General features: G+C 60.1%; 13 protein-coding genes. 9 read left to right on the plus strand and 4 right to left on the minus strand.

Going from position 1 to position 18,468, the window contains the following annotated elements; genetic code table 11:
* Positions 1-63 precede the first annotated feature (63 nt).
* The 4 genes from ACMCNM_RS16610 to ACMCNM_RS16625 form a co-directional block, all read right to left on the minus strand.
* Entirely contained in the window at positions 64-1,086 is a 1,023-nt protein-coding gene (locus tag ACMCNM_RS16610; RefSeq protein ID WP_412764965.1) for a LacI family DNA-binding transcriptional regulator, read from the minus strand.
* 233 nt (positions 1,087-1,319) lie between these two features.
* Entirely contained in the window at positions 1,320-2,612 is a 1,293-nt protein-coding gene (locus ACMCNM_RS16615) for a c-type cytochrome (RefSeq protein WP_412764966.1), read from the minus strand.
* A gap of 12 nt (positions 2,613-2,624) precedes the next feature.
* Positions 2,625-4,409: a GMC family oxidoreductase gene (locus tag ACMCNM_RS16620; RefSeq protein WP_412764967.1), complete on the minus strand. Its 1,785-nt coding sequence runs from the start codon at positions 4,407-4,409 to the stop codon at positions 2,625-2,627.
* Between the two features lie 3 nt (positions 4,410-4,412).
* Positions 4,413-5,153 (minus strand): gluconate 2-dehydrogenase subunit 3 family protein, encoded by a 741-nt coding sequence (locus ACMCNM_RS16625; protein ID WP_412764968.1) that lies wholly within the window; start codon positions 5,151-5,153, stop codon positions 4,413-4,415.
* 303 nt (positions 5,154-5,456) lie between these two features.
* On the opposite strand from ACMCNM_RS16625, the gene ACMCNM_RS16630 reads away from it, so the two are divergent.
* From ACMCNM_RS16630 to ACMCNM_RS16670, 9 genes are all read left to right on the plus strand, one after another.
* Positions 5,457-6,146, plus strand: a complete 690-nt coding sequence (locus ACMCNM_RS16630) for a histidine phosphatase family protein (RefSeq protein ID WP_186678330.1) — start codon at positions 5,457-5,459, stop codon at positions 6,144-6,146.
* Positions 6,147-6,148: 2 nt separating this feature from the next.
* Positions 6,149-7,027, plus strand: a complete 879-nt coding sequence (locus ACMCNM_RS16635) for a phosphatase PAP2 family protein (protein ID WP_412764969.1) — start codon at positions 6,149-6,151, stop codon at positions 7,025-7,027.
* Positions 7,028-7,497: 470 nt separating this feature from the next.
* Positions 7,498-9,678 carry a type VI secretion system Vgr family protein gene (locus tag ACMCNM_RS16640; protein ID WP_412764970.1) on the plus strand — a complete coding sequence of 727 codons (2,181 nt, stop codon included), beginning with the start codon at positions 7,498-7,500 and terminating at the stop codon, positions 9,676-9,678.
* A complete protein-coding gene (locus tag ACMCNM_RS16645; protein ID WP_412764971.1) occupies positions 9,678-10,556 on the plus strand; it encodes a DUF4123 domain-containing protein in 879 nt (292 codons plus the stop codon). The genes ACMCNM_RS16640 and ACMCNM_RS16645 overlap by 1 nt, the downstream gene beginning before the upstream one ends.
* 11 nt (positions 10,557-10,567) lie before the next feature.
* On the plus strand, positions 10,568-13,240 hold the full coding sequence (locus tag ACMCNM_RS16650) for a T6SS effector BTH_I2691 family protein (RefSeq protein WP_412764972.1): 2,673 nt from the start codon (positions 10,568-10,570) through the stop codon (positions 13,238-13,240).
* Complete coding sequence (locus tag ACMCNM_RS16655; RefSeq protein WP_412764973.1) at positions 13,240-14,376, plus strand: DUF6708 domain-containing protein; 1,137 nt, start codon at positions 13,240-13,242, stop codon at positions 14,374-14,376. The genes ACMCNM_RS16650 and ACMCNM_RS16655 overlap by 1 nt, the downstream gene beginning before the upstream one ends.
* A gap of 124 nt (positions 14,377-14,500) precedes the next feature.
* Positions 14,501-15,637 carry a DUF6708 domain-containing protein gene (locus tag ACMCNM_RS16660; RefSeq protein ID WP_412764974.1) on the plus strand — a complete coding sequence of 379 codons (1,137 nt, stop codon included), beginning with the start codon at positions 14,501-14,503 and terminating at the stop codon, positions 15,635-15,637.
* 133 nt (positions 15,638-15,770) lie between these two features.
* Positions 15,771-16,907: a DUF6708 domain-containing protein gene (locus tag ACMCNM_RS16665; RefSeq protein WP_412764975.1), complete on the plus strand. Its 1,137-nt coding sequence runs from the start codon at positions 15,771-15,773 to the stop codon at positions 16,905-16,907.
* 224 nt (positions 16,908-17,131) lie between these two features.
* Positions 17,132-18,460 (plus strand): hypothetical protein, encoded by a 1,329-nt coding sequence (locus ACMCNM_RS16670; RefSeq protein ID WP_186704251.1) that lies wholly within the window; start codon positions 17,132-17,134, stop codon positions 18,458-18,460.
* Positions 18,461-18,468: the final 8 nt, after the last annotated feature.

Genomic DNA, 18,468 nt, shown 5'->3' on the forward strand with positions numbered 1-18,468 from the left:
TGTTATTGTCCTTATGAAACCGGTTTCATTTTTATGCACGTCAAGCCGCAACGTGCCTTTCGTTCAGTCGCGTGAGTGGGTTGAACCTCGGATGATCAGGTCGGCCTTGAAGTCGATGCGCCGTGGCGCCCCGCGTTCGCCGCGCAGGCGGCCCAGCAGGCACTCGAATGCCGCCACACCGATACGCTCGGTGGGTTGGGCCAATGCCGTGATGCCGCTGCCGACCAAGGGGTACCAGTCCAGTTCGTCGAGGGCGATCAGGCCAACGTCGTCGAACAAGCCGCAGCCGGCGTCGTGCAGGGTTCGGGTGACGGCCAGCGTCGCCACACCGTTGAAGGTGAAGATGGCTTGAGGGCCATGACCGCTGGCCGAAAGAAATGAAGCCAGGCCGGCGTGAAGGTCGGGGCTGACTTCCAGCACCTGTTGACGCATGCCCGGGCGCCGGTTGATGGAAGCCCCGAACGCCTGCACCCGCTCCTGGCGCGAACTGGTGCCATCGAGCGGTTCGGTTACCGCCAGAATGTCGCGGTAGCCTTGCGCCTGCAGGTGATCCAGGGCTTGTTCGACGGCGTCGGCATTGTCCAGGCCGACCAGGTCGACATTGAGTTCAGGCAGTTGACGGTCCACCAGCACCATGGGCATGTCGCGCTGCAGGTTCAGCAGTTCGCCGGGATGATGGCCGAGGGTGTTCACGATCAGGCCCTCGACGTTGTAGGACTGCAGGGCCACCAGGTGATGGCGCTCTTGATCGTCGTCGCGGTTGGTGTTGCACACCACCAGGCTGTAGCCGTGTTGGCGGCAGGCGGTTTCGACGCCATGCATCACTGCCACCGAATAGGGGTTGAGGATGTCTGCCACCAGCATGCCGATCAGCCGAGTCTGGCCGCGTTTGAGGCCCCTGGCCATCTGGTTGGGGCGATAGCCGAGGCGCTCGATGACTTCTTCCAGGCGCTTGGCGGTCGCCTCGGCCAGCAACTGGCGATCGCCACCGATGTAGCGCGAGACGGTGGCCTTGGACACACCGGCCACACGGGCTACTTCGCTGATGGTCACCCGCTCGCGGGCATTGGCAGGCAAATCGGTCATGGGTGTCCCTGGTGATTATTGTCGGTGACAGGCTATGAAACCGGTTTCAATACACCAAAACCGGCGCATTTCGTCACCTACCGTTCGTCGGCAAGTTTACACGTTCCCGGTAGGAGCAGCCTTGTGCTGCGAAGAGGCCGGTATAAGCCATGAATTACTGCGGTCTGTACCGGCCTCTTCGCAGCACAAGGCTGCTCCTACAGGGGCATGCAAGCCCTGAATTTTGCGCAGTATTAGTGGCTCGTCACCTGCCCAAGGTCATCCCCAGAAGTGTGTTTCAGGTCATCCGTGCGCAGCTTGGCGACATCGTCGGCGTTCACCGCCCCGCCCTGGTTGCCCCAGCTGGTGCGAATAAAGCTCACCACATCAGCGACCTCCTGATCGCTCAGGCGCCAGCCAAACGCCGGCATGGTGAAGTTCGATGGGGCCGTGTGCGTCGCAGGCACCTTGCCACCGGCCAGCACCACATGGATCAGCGAGGTGGCATCAGCGGTCTGCACCACCGGGTTACCAGCCAGTGCCGGGAACACCCGGCTATAGCCATGGCCATCGGTGCGGTGGCACGCCGCGCAGTTGTCGATGTACACCGACGCCCCACGCTTGCTGTCATCGCCGTTCCACAGCGCCTCGGCGACCTGCTTGTCATACGCATGCGGCTGGTCATCGGGGTTGCTGGGCGGCAGCGTTTTCAGGTACCGGGCAATGGCCGTCAGGTCAGCCTCGCTCATGTACTGCATGCTGTGCTCGACCACATCACTCATGCCTCCGAACACCGCACTGCGGTCGCTTCGGCCGGTCTTGAGAAACTGCACCAGCTGCGCTTCGCTCCAACTGCCCAGGCCATCCTTGTGATCACCGCGCAGGCTCTTGGCAATCCAGCCTTCAAGCGGGGCGCTGCCTGCCAGAAACTGCTCGCCATCCTGCGGGCTCAGTGCCTTTTCCTGCATGGTCAGGGCGCGCGGGGTATGGCATGCACCACAGTGCCCCAGCCCTTCGACCAGATAAGCACCGCGGTTGACGACCGGGTCGGCAGCAGCCGAGGCCTGCCAGGCCTTCACCTGCGGCGCGAACAAACCCCGCCAGATCGCCAGCGGCCAGCGCATGCTCAACGGCCAGGGGATGTCCGTCGCCTTGTTCGGCTGCGCCACCGGCTCTACGCCCTGCATGAAGTAGGCATACAACGCGCGCATGTCGTCATCGCTGACGCGTGCATACGAGGGATACGGCATCGCCGGGTACAGCGTGCTGCCGTCCTTGCCGACGCCATGGCGCACGGCTTGGTCGAAGTCTTCGAAGCTGTAGTTGCCGATGCCGCTGGCATCAGGGGTGATATTGGTCGAGTACACCGTGCCGATGGGGGTTTCCATGGGCAGCCCGCCGGCGAATGGCTTGCCGCCCTTGGCCGTGTGGCAGGCCACGCAGTCGCCCGCGCGCGCCAGGTACTCGCCTTGCTTGACCAACGCGCTGTCAGCCTGGGCTGAAAGGCTTGCACCGCACAGGAACGTTGCGATCAACAGTGTCTTCATGCTCATCGCTCCTCAAGCCTGAACCAGTGGGCCAGGGTTTTTCAGGTACTGCTCACGGATCGCCCGTGCAGACCAGTACGTCAATGCCGCGACCAAACCGGTCGGGTTATAACCCAAGCCCTGCGGGAATGCCGACGCCCCCGGGACGAAAACGTTGTGGACGTCCCAGCTCTGCAGATAGCGGTTAAGCGCACTGGTCTTGGGGTCAGTGCCCATGATTGCGCCACCGTTGAGGTGGGTGGTCTGGTAGCTGGCAGTGTTGAAGTGTTCCTTGACCTTTTTGCCCAACACCGCAATGGACTTCGGGTTCATCGCCTGGGCGATCTTGCTGAGCTTGTCGACCATGAACTGGTTCATCTTGATGTCGTTTTCCTGCCAGTCGAAGGTCATGCGCAGCAACGGTTGGCCAAAGGCGTCCCGGTAGGTCGGGTCCAGGTCCAGGTAGTTGCCACGGTACGACTGGTGCGCGCCATGCGCGTCCATCGAAACCTGGTGGGTGTAGTAGTCGGCTGTGGCCTTCTTCCAGGCGCTGCCCCAGGTGGGCGTGCCGGGCGGGTTGGCGATACCGGCGATCGGGCGGCTGCCCGCCTGGTTGACCCACATGGGTGAACCACCGACAAAACAGTGCGGGCCGTGATCGAAGTTGTCAGCGTTGAAATCATCGATCGCAATGCCGTTACCGCCAGCACCGATGAAGTTGTTGGTGTAAGTGTCCTTGTCGAAGAACGCCTTGACCGTTCCCATGTTCTGGTACGCGAAGTTGCGCCCGACCACGCCTTCGTTCTTGACCGGGTCATAAGGCTTGCCGATGCCGGACAGCAGCATCAGGCGCACGTTGTTGAACTGGAAGGCCGCGAGAATCACCAAGTCCGCCGGTTGTTCCACCTCCCGGCCTTGGGCGTCGATGTAGGTCACGCCCGTGGCTTTGCGCTTGCTGTCATCCAGGTTCACGCGCAGCACATGGGCATTGGCGCGCAGCTCGAAGTTCGGCACCTGGCGCAGTGCGGGCAGGATGTTCACGTTGGGCGAGGCTTTGGAGTACATGTAGCACACGTAGCCGCTGCAGAAGCCGCAGAAGTTGCACGGCCCCATCTGCGCACCGTACGGGTTGGTGTAAGGGCCCGACGTGTTGGCCGATGGCAGGTTGTACGGCTTGTAGCCGAGGCTGGTGGCGGCCTTCTCGAACAGTTTTGCCGATACCACGTTTTTTTGTGCAGGCAGCGGGAACGGGTTGGAGCGATCAGGCGCATAGGGGTTGCCGCCCTTCCCTTCACCCACCACCGCGCCGTTCACGGTCCAGGCCTGGCCCGAGGTGCCGAACACCTTCTCGGCAAAATCGAAGTACGGCTCAAGCTCCTGGTAGGTGACGCCGAAGTCCTGGATGGTCATGCCTTCAGGGATGAACGCCTTGCCGTAGCGTTCTTCGTAATGGCTGCGCATGCGCAGCTCGATCGGGTCTACTCGAAAATGCACGCCGGACCAATGCAAGCCCGCGCCGCCCACGCCCTTGCCTGGCAAGAAGGCGCCCAACTGGCGGTTGGGCAACGCAACGTCGTTGACGCTGTGACGGATGGTGACGGTCTCTTTCGATACATCGACGAACAGCTTCTTGCGCACGCTGTAGGTCAGCTCATCGATCACCTGCGGGTAGCTGCCCTCAGGGTAGGTGTCCTGCATTGGCCCGCGCTCGAGAGCGACCACCTGCAGCCCCGCCTCGGTCAATTCCTTGGCCATGATCGCGCCGGCCCAGCCAAAGCCCACGATCACGGCGTCTACTTTCTTCAACACATTCGCCATGCTTCAGGCCCTCTCGCCACGGATCGACACTGCCGGGAACGGGTAAGGCTCGTTGCGCTCGACCCAGTCCATGAAGTCTGCCCGTGCACCGGGGAAGCCGATCTGGGTCCAGCCCACCATGCCTTTGTTGCCACCGTGAATCGGATCGCAGAAGAACCCCTCGCGGGTGTTCTGTACCAGCAAACTGAAAAACAGCGTGGCCGGCAGCGCGTCGAACACCAGCTCACCGGCTTCGACCTTGGCGAGAATGCGGTCTCGGGTAGCGCTATCTTGCGCAGCAAACACTTGGCCCGAGTTGGCTTTGCACCAGCCGTCCACGGCAGCGATGCCCAGCCGGTAGATCTGTTGCGGGCTGAGTTGCAGCTGGTAGCCCAGTTCTGGTGGGGCGTCGGCGTTAAACGGCCCCTGCATGTACCACTGGGCGCCAGTGGCATACGGGGTATTCATCTGGCGGTCGATGAACTCGGCGGCACCCGCTTCGAGCGCACCTGGGCCCAGTTCGTCCGCAGGGATGATGCGGGCTACGGCCGCTTGCACGAAGGCCCATTCTTCGGCGGTGAAAAAGGTTGGCTCATAATCGCCCGCAGGCGCAGCGACAGGCACCTTGGGCTCACGCACAGGTTCGGCCAACAGTTGGCTGGCACCCAGGCCCAGCCCGGTGCTGGCCACGGTGGCGACCGGTATCAAGGTCAAGGTCTTGCGCAGGAATTCCCGGCGCGGATTGTCTGGGGCATGCTCAGGCATTTCAAATCCTCATCAGCGGTAGGGGCGGCCTTGGTTTGCGCCATCTGATTTTTCCATGGGGTACTCGCGCAAGCGGGCGCGTGTAGAAGACAGCCGAATAATCTAGCGCGTTCAGAAATGTTTTGAAACCGGTTTCATTCTTGACATTGTTGGCCTTCAGCAATAATGCCCAACATCGCGGATAAGGTATTTTTCACATCAGCCTCACCCTCTGGCGACATCCTGCTACCTAAAGTGCGCGCACTCTCAATGGATCCGAGCCACCGGTTCCGGTCCGTTGTTCGCGCTCACTGGAGTGACAGCATGCTGCATGGCGTCATCGACACCCCGCCGGCCCTTAAGCTCGCCCGGCACTACCGATTGCCCCGCGCCAAAGCGCTGCTGGTGGCGATGTGTGTATCGGTTGCGCTGGTGGCTCTCGCTGCATGGGCTGCCGCACGCCCTGCCCTTGCAGACCTTGGCAACCCGCATACGTTGCACAGCAGTGGCTTGCACAGCGCCTGGTCCAAGGGTTCTGTCATTGTGGTGATTCGTCACGCCGAACGCTGCGACCGCTCACGGGGTGCCTGCCTGGACGACCCCACTGGTATTACCCTGGCGGGCAGCCGGGTATCCGCCGACGTCGGCCAGGGCCTGCAACGCCTTGGCCTGCGCAGCGCCGATGTGTGGGCCAGCCCGGAAATGCGCACCCGGCAAACCGCGCAGTTCATGTTCGGCAAGGCTATCGCCACCCAGGACTGGCTCAACCAGTGTGACCACACCTTCGCCAGCAATGCCTTCGCCCACAAGCAACCCGGCCGCAACCTGGTGTTGGTCAGCCACAGTAGCTGCCTGGAGCAGATGGAACGCCAGCTCAACGTCGACACTGATGCGGATTCCAACCGCTACGCCAGCGCGCTGTTCATCACCCAGGGCGAAGATGGCAAGGCCCGCGTGCTGGGCCAGCTGGATGCCAGCCAGTGGCGCAAACTCGCTGATGCCCGGGAAATCTGACCATGCCTGTACCTTCACGCGCCGCCTTCTACCGCAACAACCTGCTGCTACCGCTGCTGCTGGCGGGCATCGTCTTCGTCGCCTTCGACCTGACCGAACTCGACCGCTGGATCAGCAACCTGCTGATCGACCCGGCCACCGGCCAGTTTCCGCTGTTGCACAATCAATGGTTCGAAAAGATCACCCACAAGTGGCCACGGGTATTACCGAACTGGACCGGTGAACTGGCCGTGATCGGCTCGCTGCTGTCGTTCGCCTGGCCGCGCCTGGCCAATCACCCGCAATGGGGCCTTACGCGGTCGCTGGAAACCGCCCGAATCGCGCCGGTATTGCGCTTCACGACCCACCACCGTCGCGACTTGTTGTTCGTGGTGGTCGCCTTCGCGCTGTGCACCACCGTCATCCATTACCTGAAAAGCCATACCAGCGTGTACTGCCCGGTGGAAACGACGCTGTACGGCGGCCAGCAGGTGCGGGTCGAGTGGTTCGAGCACTTCGCCTGGCTGGACAAGGCTGGCGATGGCCGATGCTGGCCAGGCGGGCATGCGTCCAGTGGTTTCACCTTGCTGGCCCTGTACTTCGTGGCGCTACGCCACCGCTGGATGCATGCGCGCAAGCTGCTGGTGGCGATCCTGTTGCTGGGGTTCGTCTACGGCACCACCCGCGTGCTGCAAGGGTGGCACTACATGTCCCACACGTTTTGGGCAGGTCTGTTCGTCTGGTTCACCACCTGGGCCACTGCCTTGCTGTTCTATGGGCGCCTGGCCTTGCAGGCGCCAAATCACAGCCCTGCAAGGCATTGTTCCCCAGCCCATTCGATCAGCTCACTACCCTTGCAAGCCCAGCTTTGCGCCGAGCAAGAACCGCATCGAGATGCTTGAAAGCACTTTTCGCCTTCACTAGCTGCAACCAAGTGTTTCTTAGCAGAGTAGAAATCGAACTTTCCTACACGTTTATAGGACGCTCAATACTCACCCATGAATTGATTCCTCGTTAGTGTTCAGGCTTCAGCCAAATGCTTGCGTCTGGCCGCATGGTCGGCCCATGCCCAGTGCATACGCTGCCCGCCCAAACACGAGGACCAGGAATGTTCAGTGAGCCCGATGGCACTGGTAAAACAGTGCCCACCAACACGCCAATCCTGCTTGAAGTCGTGCGTGAGGATCAGCCATCGCCTACCCGTGCACGACGTGAAAGCACCGCCACTGCGCAAGCTGCCGGCATTACCCCGGAGCCCGCAGTTGCTCTCCGTCATCCCCGCCGAAGTTCTCGAGTCGCTCAACGTCATCTTGCAGCAGTAGCGGGCAAGTGCTCGTCATGACCGTACTCAGGCACTTTCGGGGGAATTCACATGCCTAGCCAATCCGATTTGCGCTTCACCTTCCAGCCGCTGGTCGGCCAGGTTGAGTTTGAAGTGGTTTCGTTCGAGCTCGACGAAGCGGTCAGTACACCTTTCCAATTAAGCCTGGAGCTGGTCAGTTACCAAGACGATGTCGATTTTGGCCAGCTGCTCGACAAACCGGTGCTATTCACCCTGTGGCGGGGAGACCGCCCGTTGCGCTACGTGCACGGCCTGGTCAGCACCTTCAGCCAAGGAGAGACAGGTTTTCACCGTACGCGTTACCGCGCCTTGGTCGAACCCACGCTGGCGCGGGCCGGGCTGCGCTCGAACTGGCGCATCTTCCAGGAAAAAACCGCCACGCAAATTCTTGAGCTCATGCTCAAGCGCCAAGGCATCCTTCATTTTGAACTGCATAGCCGCGGTGAACATGCGATACGGGAGTTCTGCGTGCAGGCCGGTGAAACCGACCTGAACTTCATCGCCCGCCTGGCCGCCGAAGAAGGCTTTGTCTACCGGTTCGAGCACACACCAAAACATCACATGCTGGTCATCACCGACCGATTACTTTCGATGGGTCAGATCAGCCGTGGTGTCATCAAGACCGATGATGACGATGAAGGGTTCGTCGATGACGATGACATCGACCCCAACGCAGTGCTGTACCACGCCAATAGCGGTGGCGTTCAGGCAACACCTTGTCTACGCAGACTGCGCTACAGCGAGCAGGTGCGCACTGCACGACAGGTGCAACGCGACTATACGTTCACCAACCCCGAATACCGCCTGGAACATCGCGCAGAAGCAAGTGGCCTGACACACCAGTCCACCGCGTACGAGCGTTTTGACTACCCCGGCCGCTACAAGTGTGAGGCGGTCGGCGTGCCCTTCACCGCGACCCGGATCACCGCGCTGCGCCATGATGCCTGTATTGCCGAAGTGCAAGGCGATGATGTGCGCCTGCAACCGGGGCTGAGCTTCACCCTGATTGAGCACCCGCGACAAGACTTGAACGTGCACTGGCGTGTGATCAAGGTGCACCACGAGGGTACCCAGTTCACCAGCCTGCAGGAGGAAGCCGCCGGGGCCAGGCAAGGCACGCGCTATAGCCAAGACGCCGTACTGGTGCCAGGCAGAACCGAATGGCGCCCAGCGCCGTTGGCCAAACCACGCATTGACGGCCCGCACATGGCCACCGTCGTCGGCCCAGTTGGCGAGGAGATCCATTGCGACCAGTGGGGCCGGGTCAAGGTCAGCTTCCCTTGGGACAGGGAAAGCAAAAACAATCAATTCAGCTCCTGCTGGGTGCGGGTGTCGCAAGGCTGGGCTGGTGGCAGCTGGGGCTCGATGGCCATCCCGCGTATTGGCCAGGACGTGATCATCCAGTACGTCAATGCCGACCCAGACCAGCCGATGATCACCGGCCGCACCTATTGCGGCAATCAGCTGCCACCGTACGACCTACCCCAGTTCAAGACGCGCATGACCATCAAGAGCCAGACCCATAAGGGCGCTGGCTTTAACGAACTGCGTTTCGAGGACGAGCTGGACTGCCAGGAGGTGTTCATCCATGCAGAAAAGGACCAGAACAACGTTGTAAAGCATAACAAAACGACGCGCGTCGGCAACGATCGCGACGAACGGGTCGAGCGTGACGAAAAGGTTAGAATTGGCCGGGACCGCCGGGAAGAGGTCGTCCAGGACGAGTCCGTCAGCATCGGCCAAGACCGGATGCACGAGATCGGCAATGACAACAGCCTGACGATTGGCCGGACGCACACGATCGTCACAGGCCAGGACCGCATCGAGACGGTTGGCAACCAGCGCCAGGACATTACCAAAGCCAACCACACGGTTGAAATTGGTGGCCACCTCGAACAGGTGGTGGGTGGTCATCACCTGTTGCAGACCGGAGAAGCCATCCGGCACACCACCAAGGTTTATGACATACAGGTCAGCGAGAGCCTCACCATCCGGAGCCCAGGCGGGCTGCTGCGAATCGATGGGGCCGGTGTCACGCTGGACGGCGTGGCACTGGCCTTCAAAGGGCCGGTCCACCAGCAGCCAAAGGGCAGCCATTTCACAACGTCGACCGCGGGCATTCCAGAGCCCGGCGAGCCCGTTTGCCTCAGTTGTTTGCTGAAAGCGATCACAAACGGCCACAACATGATCCGGATGGCAGGAGCGCACTGATGCCCAGTCCATTCGTCAGAGCACTGGTCAAAGTCCTGCGAACATCCGACCGGTACCGCCTGAGCGCGGTTGTGGAAATGGCAGATCTTCCACCCGAGGTTCGGGAAAACCTGACTCAGTACTACTCGCAGCGCTGCTGGCCACTGTTGCAGCAAACCCAATTCAGCAACTTGCAGGCAGTGGGCCCGTGGCTGTTCGGTTCGCGTCCTGGCTCCGATGTTTCAGCCCAGTACGACTTTCAATGGCAGCTCGAACAAGGTGCAGGCGGCGCCGTATGTGGCTGGATAATCAGCGCATTGCCACCTGCCGAACTCGCCCTGCACTTGAGCCAGGCCAACATCGTCACAGGCGCAGATGGCCATTCGTACCTTCTGCGCTACCACACCGCTGCTGCCCTGCAAGCGCTCGATAGCCACCGTCACTTGCCTGGGGTGAGCGAATGGTTGGCACCCATCCATCACTGGTGGGCACCTGTAGCACATCCGCACAAGGCGCTGTGGTTGCAAATAGCGGGCGGCGATCAACCTCACGCTGCGCATGTCACGCCGATCACACTGGACGAAGTTTGCTGGGCAGCATTGGCCGGCGACCCGCTGAGCTACCAACTTGCCGATGTACTGAAGGACGGTCAGCACTGCCCAGCCTTGGCGGGTGCCTGCCACGGCACGCGCGTCGGCCTGATCCAGCATTACCTCAACCAGGCACGCGAGCAAGGCCTGGCCCGTGAGGAGGATCTCATCACCTATGTACTGATGATGGCTCGCGACGGTGATCAGCTCAACACCTCACCGGCCTGGCAGGAGGCAATCGTCGCCACCCGCGAACAGCACACCGCCCTTATCGACAACGTGCAGCGACGCCTGCGCACAAAGGACTAAAACACACGCCCATGGATTCGCTCACCGACACGCTCGACCTGTGCAGACGTATCACAACCGGCTACCGCCCCGCGCTACGCAACAGCCCCGTCGCCGACTGCACCCGCCGCTTCGAACTGCTGCCCTTGCGCTATGCCGCCGTTGGCGGCAACCCGGCACAACGCGCCCGCTTGCCCAAGTTGCCGGGCTACCTCAGCCCCTTTCAGGAGGTGGCTGCACTGACCCACTCCAGCTACGCCATCCGCCCGCTGCGCGAAGGCTTTCTTTACCTGCTGATCAAACGCCACAGCGCACCGGCGCACGAATGGCACAGCCAGTACCGCGTGGCGCCGAATGGCTCACTGTTGTACATCAGCGCCGACGCCCCATGGGAGCCTGCCCCTAGCGCAGGCAACCTGGAGGACATCGTCCGCGCCTTCGGCTGGACCATCACGCTCTACGACCTGGACGACATCCAGGAGCTGCGCCCGTTGTTCAGCCCCTCCCCGCTCACGCCGCGCATGCTCGATAACTACCGCCTGCTCGAAGACGAGTACCGCAGCAGCCTGCCCGCGATCGATATCGCAGGGTTCATTCAACCCTCTGACGCGCCGCCACAGCCCCACGTGCTCAAGCACGACCAACTGAACTGGGTAGCCGACTTCAAGGCCCAGGACGACGCAGACCTGCAGGCCCTGCTCGACCAGCAGCCATTCAACAACGCTCAGATCGTGTCCCCGCACGCTTCACGGCAAGCCCTGGCACCGCCCATGAATCAAACCAAGCCGCGCGGCGCCGCTATCGTGATCGAGGATGCCCTCGGCATTACCCAAGAGCTCAATGCCTGGCGCAACGCAGCCGTCGACGAGGTGAAGACCCACTGGCTGCAGCGCGTTGTGGAGCCCGGTGTGGACAATGAGCGCAAACTACTTGTTGCGCAGTCGTTTCTGGAGATCGAGAAGCTCTACCCGCAGATGATGGCCGAGCGCATCGTCAAGCGCGAGGTCATGGCCGAGGCCGTGCGCAAGCAGCCGGTGACGCCTGTGGACTTCTATGGGTTTACCGACCACGCTCGCCAGCAGGCCGATGCACATGACGCACGGATGAAACCTCATCTGGCGCAGTACGAACGCGAAGTCCGGGCCAAGGTTCAGGCCCGCCAGGATGCTGGCGAATTCAGCAAGAAGTTCGACCAGAAATACGGCCATCTGGTCGACCGCCAAGCCATGCACGATCAGCTCGCAGGCTTCGAGCAAGCGATGCAACAAGCCCAGCAAGCTGCAGAAGACCGCGCCAAGGACCATACCCGATGGCTCCTCAGCGAACGCCTGCTGCAGGCCCTGGACCGTTACGACAATGCCGACCTGATCAATGGCTTGGCCTTTGCCGAGCAAACCGGCCAGTGCGTAATCGGCATGGAGCTCAGCGAGTGGGGCGCGACGGTACTGGACCACTGGTGGCGCAGCGATGTGGCGCATCGCGGCAATTTGGCAATGCGCGGCATCACCTACAACCAGGTTGACATCCGCGAAGCGCTTGCCGCGCTTCTGGAAGCGGCCAAGGCCGAGCCGGCCTCAGAGACATCCTTCACATTGCGTGAGTCGCTCGCCCGGCAAGCGCACATCGCGGCGAATGCCTTCGCGCGCATCAACACGCTGTACGAAGAGCTACAAAGCAGAAACAGCACCGCCAGCATCGGCTTGTATGCCTGGTACGTCGCGCTGGGGCGGCAAGTGCTGCGTACCGGGGCACCCAGCAGTGTGGACCGCGCGCTGCACCATGGCCTGCGCCTGACATTGTTCGCCTCGGTACATGAAACGGCTGTCGACATACGCCTGGGCGAAGCAGCTCGCAGCGGGCAGCCCTTGAACCCACAGCGCAGTGGTGCCCAGGTTGCACGCTATCTGGACCAGGCCTGGGCTGAAGGCCTGATGCAGGCCAACAACAGCGACTTCTACAAGGTGCGTGCAGCAGGCCTGGTGTGTTTGCTCGAAGGCATGCTGATGGCCTTCAAGGCACGCGAACTGCCAGACAGTGATGCACGGGTGAAGACCGAACTCTTTGCAGCGGCCATGACTACGGCTGCGGCGGGCTTCGAGATTGGCGCCAGTTATGTGGACCAGGTGGTGACGCGGTATGGCGCGAATAGTGTGACTGGGAGAGGGGCGGCGGTGACCTTGGGGAGGTTGAAGCTTTGGGGGGGAAGTTTGGCGGGTATGGGCGGCCTAGTACTGGCGTGGTGGGACTTCGCCGATGCGGCTGAGCATTTTAAATATCGTCAGGATGGCGCTAACCGAGACAATAAAAATAACTCCGACATTTTGGCGCCCGCATATGCAATGCGAGCTCTAGCGACTATAGCACTCTCATTGACGGAAATAGGAACAGCTATTGCAATCGCCAAGCCTTTTTTTGACTATCTATCCCACAGCGCCAAAACCAAATTTGTGAGAATGTTAGCAAAGTCCATGGGAGTTCTTTCAAAAAAACTAGGAACACAAGCCAGTCGCCTCATTCTTTCGCGCTTAATACTGGGATTCTTTTGGGTAGGCATCGTCCTCACGCTAATTATTTATCTTTTTGAAGACGATGCTTTAGAAAAATGGTGCAAACGCAGCTGCTTTCGAATGGGGAGATACTCCAGAGCATATGAAGAGCAGGAGGAGTTGGGCGCTCTACATTCAGCTTTCAGCGAGGTTTTATAATGTATTTGATCGAATGGGGCTTCTGGCAAATGGCAACAGAGTCAGAGGCCGCACGTAAGGCGTACGAGGCAGAGATTACGCCAAGAGAGAAACGCGCCAATCAGGATTTTTATGAGGGCGACGTGGAGAAGGATATACATTTCCGGCAGGTCAGCGAAGAGCCCAACGCACGCGGCCCTATTTTTGCCTTTAATGAAATATTTATGGACATGCGTTGCGGCGGCTCGGAAGAAAAGCGGGGATTAATTACACTTATCACATTAGGCGGGGTTCTCCCAGGCATTGCCTTAGGAATATATATAGCAGTCGGCTCCATCTGGCTCGACATCACAAGCAGTGCTTCAAGCTCTTTTTTAGCAATAGTGCTAACGATAACCCTGGCCTTGGCTTCAGGAGCCGCACTATACTTTTACTTGAAATATGGCATGAAGCTTAGTCGATTAGAAATGCTGACCACCCGTCATCTGCTTATCCGCTTCAATCGAAAAACTCAACAGGTTCATCTTCATCGACCTGCATACTGCGGGGGCATCGTAACGTTTCCATGGAAAACTACCGGAAGCACCGCAGTATATTCTGAGGACGACTCACTCAGCGTAGGCATGAGACTAGGCCTGGTATGGCACCCCAGCCGTACCGGCCTCCCCCACATGGAAATGGCCCTACTCGGCAAGCAAGGCCAAGGCGGCAGCGAGCTCCGCGACGAATGGGAGTTCATCCGCCGCTACATGGAAGAAGGCCCTCACGCCGTCCCCCGCCCCCGTCTGAGTACCCAGTTACCCTCGCTCATTCAGGCATTCAGCGCCCAATTCGAAGGCCTCGGCCGCTTCTTCCGCAAAAGCAGCTGGCTGTTCAAACTCGCCCTGCTCATGGTCTGGCCCGCTTTCGTCATCGTCGGCACCGCGCACTGGTTCAGCCTGCTGCTGTGCTGGCGACCACGCTGGCCGAAGGTGATCCGCGAAGCCGGTTTGCCAGGCAAGCCAGTGCCACCGCCCACCACCTTGAGTGACTACCCGCCCGACATACAGGAGCGCTTGCTTGCCAATGCCGACCGGTGGCAGCTCAAGCCCGGCAAGCGCCCCGAGAAGAAACCACGCAAACCGCGTACGCCCAAAAAGTCGAAGGAGTTCGATTGATGTCATCCATGATCGACCTGCGCAGGTGTATCACTTCCAGCTACGGCTCCGAGCAACAGCCAACTGCATCTGAGCGACAGGAGGAGTTAGGCGCTCCATATTCGGCTTTCAGCGAGGTATCAAATTGTATTTGATCGAATGGGGATTCTGGAATACATGCACTGAGTCAAAAGCTGCGCGCACTGCAGCTGATGCCGAGACAGTACCAACCCATAAGCATCTAGCTTGGGATCTGTACGAGGGTGACTTACGGGAGGGTGTTCATTTCAAATCGGTGAGTACTACTCCGCATTCGCGCGGCCCCGTATTTGCGTTCAATGACACTTACATGGATATGCGCTGTGGCGGCTCGGAAGAGAAACGTGGAGTAATCACAATGATGACTCTCGGAGGCCTAGGCCCAATGACCTACGCATGGCTGCATATAACCTTTGGCTCCATTTACATCAACGCCACCCAAGCTGAGTTCCTTTCAGTATTCTCTATTTTATTCAGCACATACATGCTGTCCATAGGCTGTGGGTTTTACTATGTTTATGCTAAATATGGATTCCGCTTTACACGTCTAGAAATACTCACCAGTCGACACCTGCTTATCCGCTTCAATCGAAAAACTCAACAGGTTCATCTTCATCGACCTGCATACTGCGGGGGTATCGTGACGTTTCCATGGAAAACCACCGGAAGCACAGCTGTATCTCCTGAGGATGACTCACTCAGTCTCGGCATGAGACTCGGCTTGGTCTGGCACCCGAGCCATACCGGCCTGCCCCACATGGAAATGGCCCTACTCGGCAAGCAAGGCCAAGGCGGCAGCGAACTCCGCGACGAATGGGAGTTCATCCGCCGCTACATGGAAGAAGGCCCTCACGCCGTCCCCCGCCCCCGTCTGAGCACCCAACTGCCTTCGCCCATTCAGGCATTCAGCGCCCAATTCGAAGGCCTCGGCCGCTTCTTCCGTAAAAGCAGCTGGCTGTTCAAACTCGCCCTGCTCATGGTCTGGCCCGCTTTCGTCATCATCGGCACCGCGCACTGGGTCAGCCTGCTGCTGTGCTGGAGACCGCGCTGGCCGAAGGTGATCCGCGAGGCCGGTTTGCCAGGTAAACCAGTGCCATCACCCACCACCTTGAGTGACTACCCGCCCGACATCCAGGAATGCCTACTCGCCAATGCCGACCGTTGGCAACTCAAGCCTGGTAAGCGTCCCGAGAAGAAACCACGCAAACCGCGTACGCCTAAAAAGTCGAAGGAGTTCGATTGATGTCATCCATGATCGACACGCTCGACCTGCGCAGGTGTATCACTTCCAGCTACAGCTCCGAGCAACAGCCAACTGCATGTGAGCGACAGGAGGAGTTAGGCGCTCCGTATTCGGCTTTCAGCGAGGTCTCAAATTGTATTTGATCGAATGGGGATTTTGGCAGATGGCAACCGAGTCAGAAGCCGCACGAAAAGCCTCCGAAGCACAGATGACAGCTTCAGAGAAGCGATCAGCTAAAGACTTATACGAGGGGGATCTGGAAGAAGATATTCATTTCCGGTCTGTCAGCGAAAAACCTAATACGCGCGGCCCCGTTTTCGCCTTCAACGATGATTACATGGAGATGCGCTGCGGTGGTTCAGAAGAAAAACGTGGACTACTTACGCTTGCGATGCTCGTCGGAGTTATGCCAATCATAGGCGTCACGACAATCACCGCACTAAGTTTCCTTTGGGTTGATATAACGGATCAAACCTCACGCTCATTTATATCTGTGATGCTCACTCTTATCATGATACTAGTCGCTGGAACCACACTATATCTATATTCAAAATATGGGATGAAAATCACACGTTTGGAGATGCTGACCAGCCGTCACTTACTCATTCGCTTCAATCGAAAAACCCAACAGGTCCACCTCCATCGACCAAGTTATTGCGGCGGCATCGTAACTTTCCCCTGGAGAACAACCGGAAGCACAGGCTTGTATCCAGAGGACGACTCGCTCAGCGTAGGCGTGAGACTAGGCCTGATATGGCACCCCAGCCATACCGGCCTCCCCCACATGGAAATGGCCTTCGTTGGCAAGCAAGGCCAAGGCGGCAGCGAGCTCCGTGACGAATGGGAGTTCATCCGCCGCTACATGGAAGAAGGCCCTCACGCCGTCCCCCGCCCCCGTCTGAGTACCCAGTTACCCTCGCCCATCCAAGCATTCAGCGCCCAATTCGAAGGCCTCGGCCGCTTCTTCCGCAAAAGCAGCTGGCTGTTCAAACTCGCCCTGCTCATGGTCTGGCCCGCTTTCGTCATTGTCGGCACCGCGCACTGGTTCAGCCTGCTGCTGTGCTGGCGACCACGCTGGCCGAAGGCGATCCGCGAGGCCGGTTTGCCCGGCAAGCCAGTGCCTCCACCCACCACCTTGAGTGACTACCCGCCCGACATACAGGAGCGCCTACTCGCCAATGCCGACCGTTGGCAGCTAAAACCCGGCAAGCGCCCTCAGAAAAAACCACGGAAACCGCGCACCTCCAAATCGCCAAAAACACCGACATAGAAGCGGGCTCCACAGGCAAACGAGTGGGTCGCAACCACCGACCCAATTCCCCAATGCTGGGGGCACCGGGCCCATTGACAAGCACCGTAAAAGAAACCCACGAAACGGCCGTATCCCGCGTTGTGTGCGGCCTGCGAGTCATTTATTTCGGTTTGGCACGCCTATTGCCGATCTCCTCTCAGACGCCCCAAGTCCATGGGCCCGTTTGCAGGAGGAATTGACTCATGCTCCGACCGATACCCCACCCGCTGGCAGTGGCGATTTTCGCCGGCATGCTCCAGATCCCGGCACAGGCTGCATTGAACGCTGTCGACCCCGGCCCCTACAACCTTGCCAATGGCAACTTTGCAGGCTGGTACCAGGACAGTCATGGTCGCACCCTCGACCTGTGCTTGACCAAGGCGGTGAGTTCAAGGGTCGCCGGTGCTCCCGGCGCGCCGGCGTACATGTGCACACTGCTACCCACCCCCGGCGTGTTCGACGACACCCAACCCATAGCCTTCCCCACCAACTTCCCTGACGAAGCCTTCTGGTTCACCGCCGACGCCGCCATCGTCGACGCTGCACGGGGCATCGACCTGAGCTACGGCACGGCCATCGAGGCAGCATTTGCCGCCGAAGAGCCGGTCGAAGGCGACCAGGTCAGCTTCGCCCGGGTGCGTATTCGCGTCGATGTGCCGACTGCAGGCACCTACGTGATCACCCACCCTTACGGGGTCGAAGTCTTTGACGTACCCGCCGGTGGACGCCGAGCGATCAACATGACCCGCGACATTGGCATCGCTGGCGCTGGCGACTTCAGCGGCGCACTCAAAGGCGATGTCGGGCCGTTCCTGCGCAGCGTCAATGGCCCCTACACCGAAGGCAGCGAGCGCTTCATCGGCGACCCGAACCTGGATGAGCGTGTGACCGGCAGCCCGTTCAACACCAACTTCGTGCGCATCGAAGGCCCGGGGGGCATCGACCTGCGGACCGAGCTGTTCTCGATCTCGGGCAAGCTTTCCGATGTTGCCCTGCCCACGCCGCTGATGCCGCAGCGCACCACCTACTCGCGGCGCACCGAGAATGGCGACCTGCACGCCCAGCAAGATGTCTTCGTCATGGCCCCGCCGCCACCGGCCGCCGTCACCCTGACCAGCCAGACACCAAACCTGAACCTGACCGAAGCCAACGGCACCGGTGCCTGGTACGCTCAGTCGGTACTCAACCCGAATGTGCCCACCACGCTGGTACTGACCGCCGACAACAGCGTGGCCATCCCGACCAGCAGCCTGACCACGGCCAACCTGCCACTGACCGACCTGGTGACCATCACTCAGGCTGAATATCACCTGTCCACCGGGCAACTGACGCTGGTCGCCAGCACCAGTGACGAAACCAGCCCGCCCGCCCTCACCGCCCACACCGGCAACGGCACGTTGCTGGGCAACCTCAGTGGCAACGGCGCGGTGAAGACATTGAGCACATCCCTTTCGCCCATCCCACCGGCCAAGGTGCAAGTCACCAGCGCCAATGGCGGTAGCGACAGCGAAGACGTGGTGCTGGTGCCATGAACAGACAA

It is taken from the genome of Pseudomonas sp. NGC7, from assembly GCF_047159675.1.
Classification (GTDB): Bacteria; Pseudomonadota; Gammaproteobacteria; order Pseudomonadales; family Pseudomonadaceae; genus Aquipseudomonas; species Aquipseudomonas kermanshahensis.

What these genes read in the sequence shown, in the direction of transcription:
- ACMCNM_RS16610 (WP_412764965.1), bottom strand. Translation starts at nt 1,086, where the DNA reads ATGACCGATTTGCCTGCCAATGCCCGCGAGCGGGTGACCATCAGCGAA.
- ACMCNM_RS16615 (WP_412764966.1), bottom strand. Translation starts at nt 2,612, where the DNA reads ATGAAGACACTGTTGATCGCAACGTTCCTGTGCGGTGCAAGCCTTTCA.
- ACMCNM_RS16620 (WP_412764967.1), bottom strand. Translation starts at nt 4,409, where the DNA reads ATGGCGAATGTGTTGAAGAAAGTAGACGCCGTGATCGTGGGCTTTGGC.
- ACMCNM_RS16625 (WP_412764968.1), bottom strand. Translation starts at nt 5,153, where the DNA reads ATGCCTGAGCATGCCCCAGACAATCCGCGCCGGGAATTCCTGCGCAAG.
- ACMCNM_RS16630 (WP_186678330.1), top strand. Translation starts at nt 5,457, where the DNA reads ATGCTGCATGGCGTCATCGACACCCCGCCGGCCCTTAAGCTCGCCCGG.
- ACMCNM_RS16635 (WP_412764969.1), top strand. Translation starts at nt 6,149, where the DNA reads ATGCCTGTACCTTCACGCGCCGCCTTCTACCGCAACAACCTGCTGCTA.
- ACMCNM_RS16640 (WP_412764970.1), top strand. Translation starts at nt 7,498, where the DNA reads ATGCCTAGCCAATCCGATTTGCGCTTCACCTTCCAGCCGCTGGTCGGC.
- ACMCNM_RS16645 (WP_412764971.1), top strand. Translation starts at nt 9,678, where the DNA reads ATGCCCAGTCCATTCGTCAGAGCACTGGTCAAAGTCCTGCGAACATCC.
- ACMCNM_RS16650 (WP_412764972.1), top strand. Translation starts at nt 10,568, where the DNA reads ATGGATTCGCTCACCGACACGCTCGACCTGTGCAGACGTATCACAACC.
- ACMCNM_RS16655 (WP_412764973.1), top strand. Translation starts at nt 13,240, where the DNA reads ATGTATTTGATCGAATGGGGCTTCTGGCAAATGGCAACAGAGTCAGAG.
- ACMCNM_RS16670 (WP_186704251.1), top strand. Translation starts at nt 17,132, where the DNA reads ATGCTCCGACCGATACCCCACCCGCTGGCAGTGGCGATTTTCGCCGGC.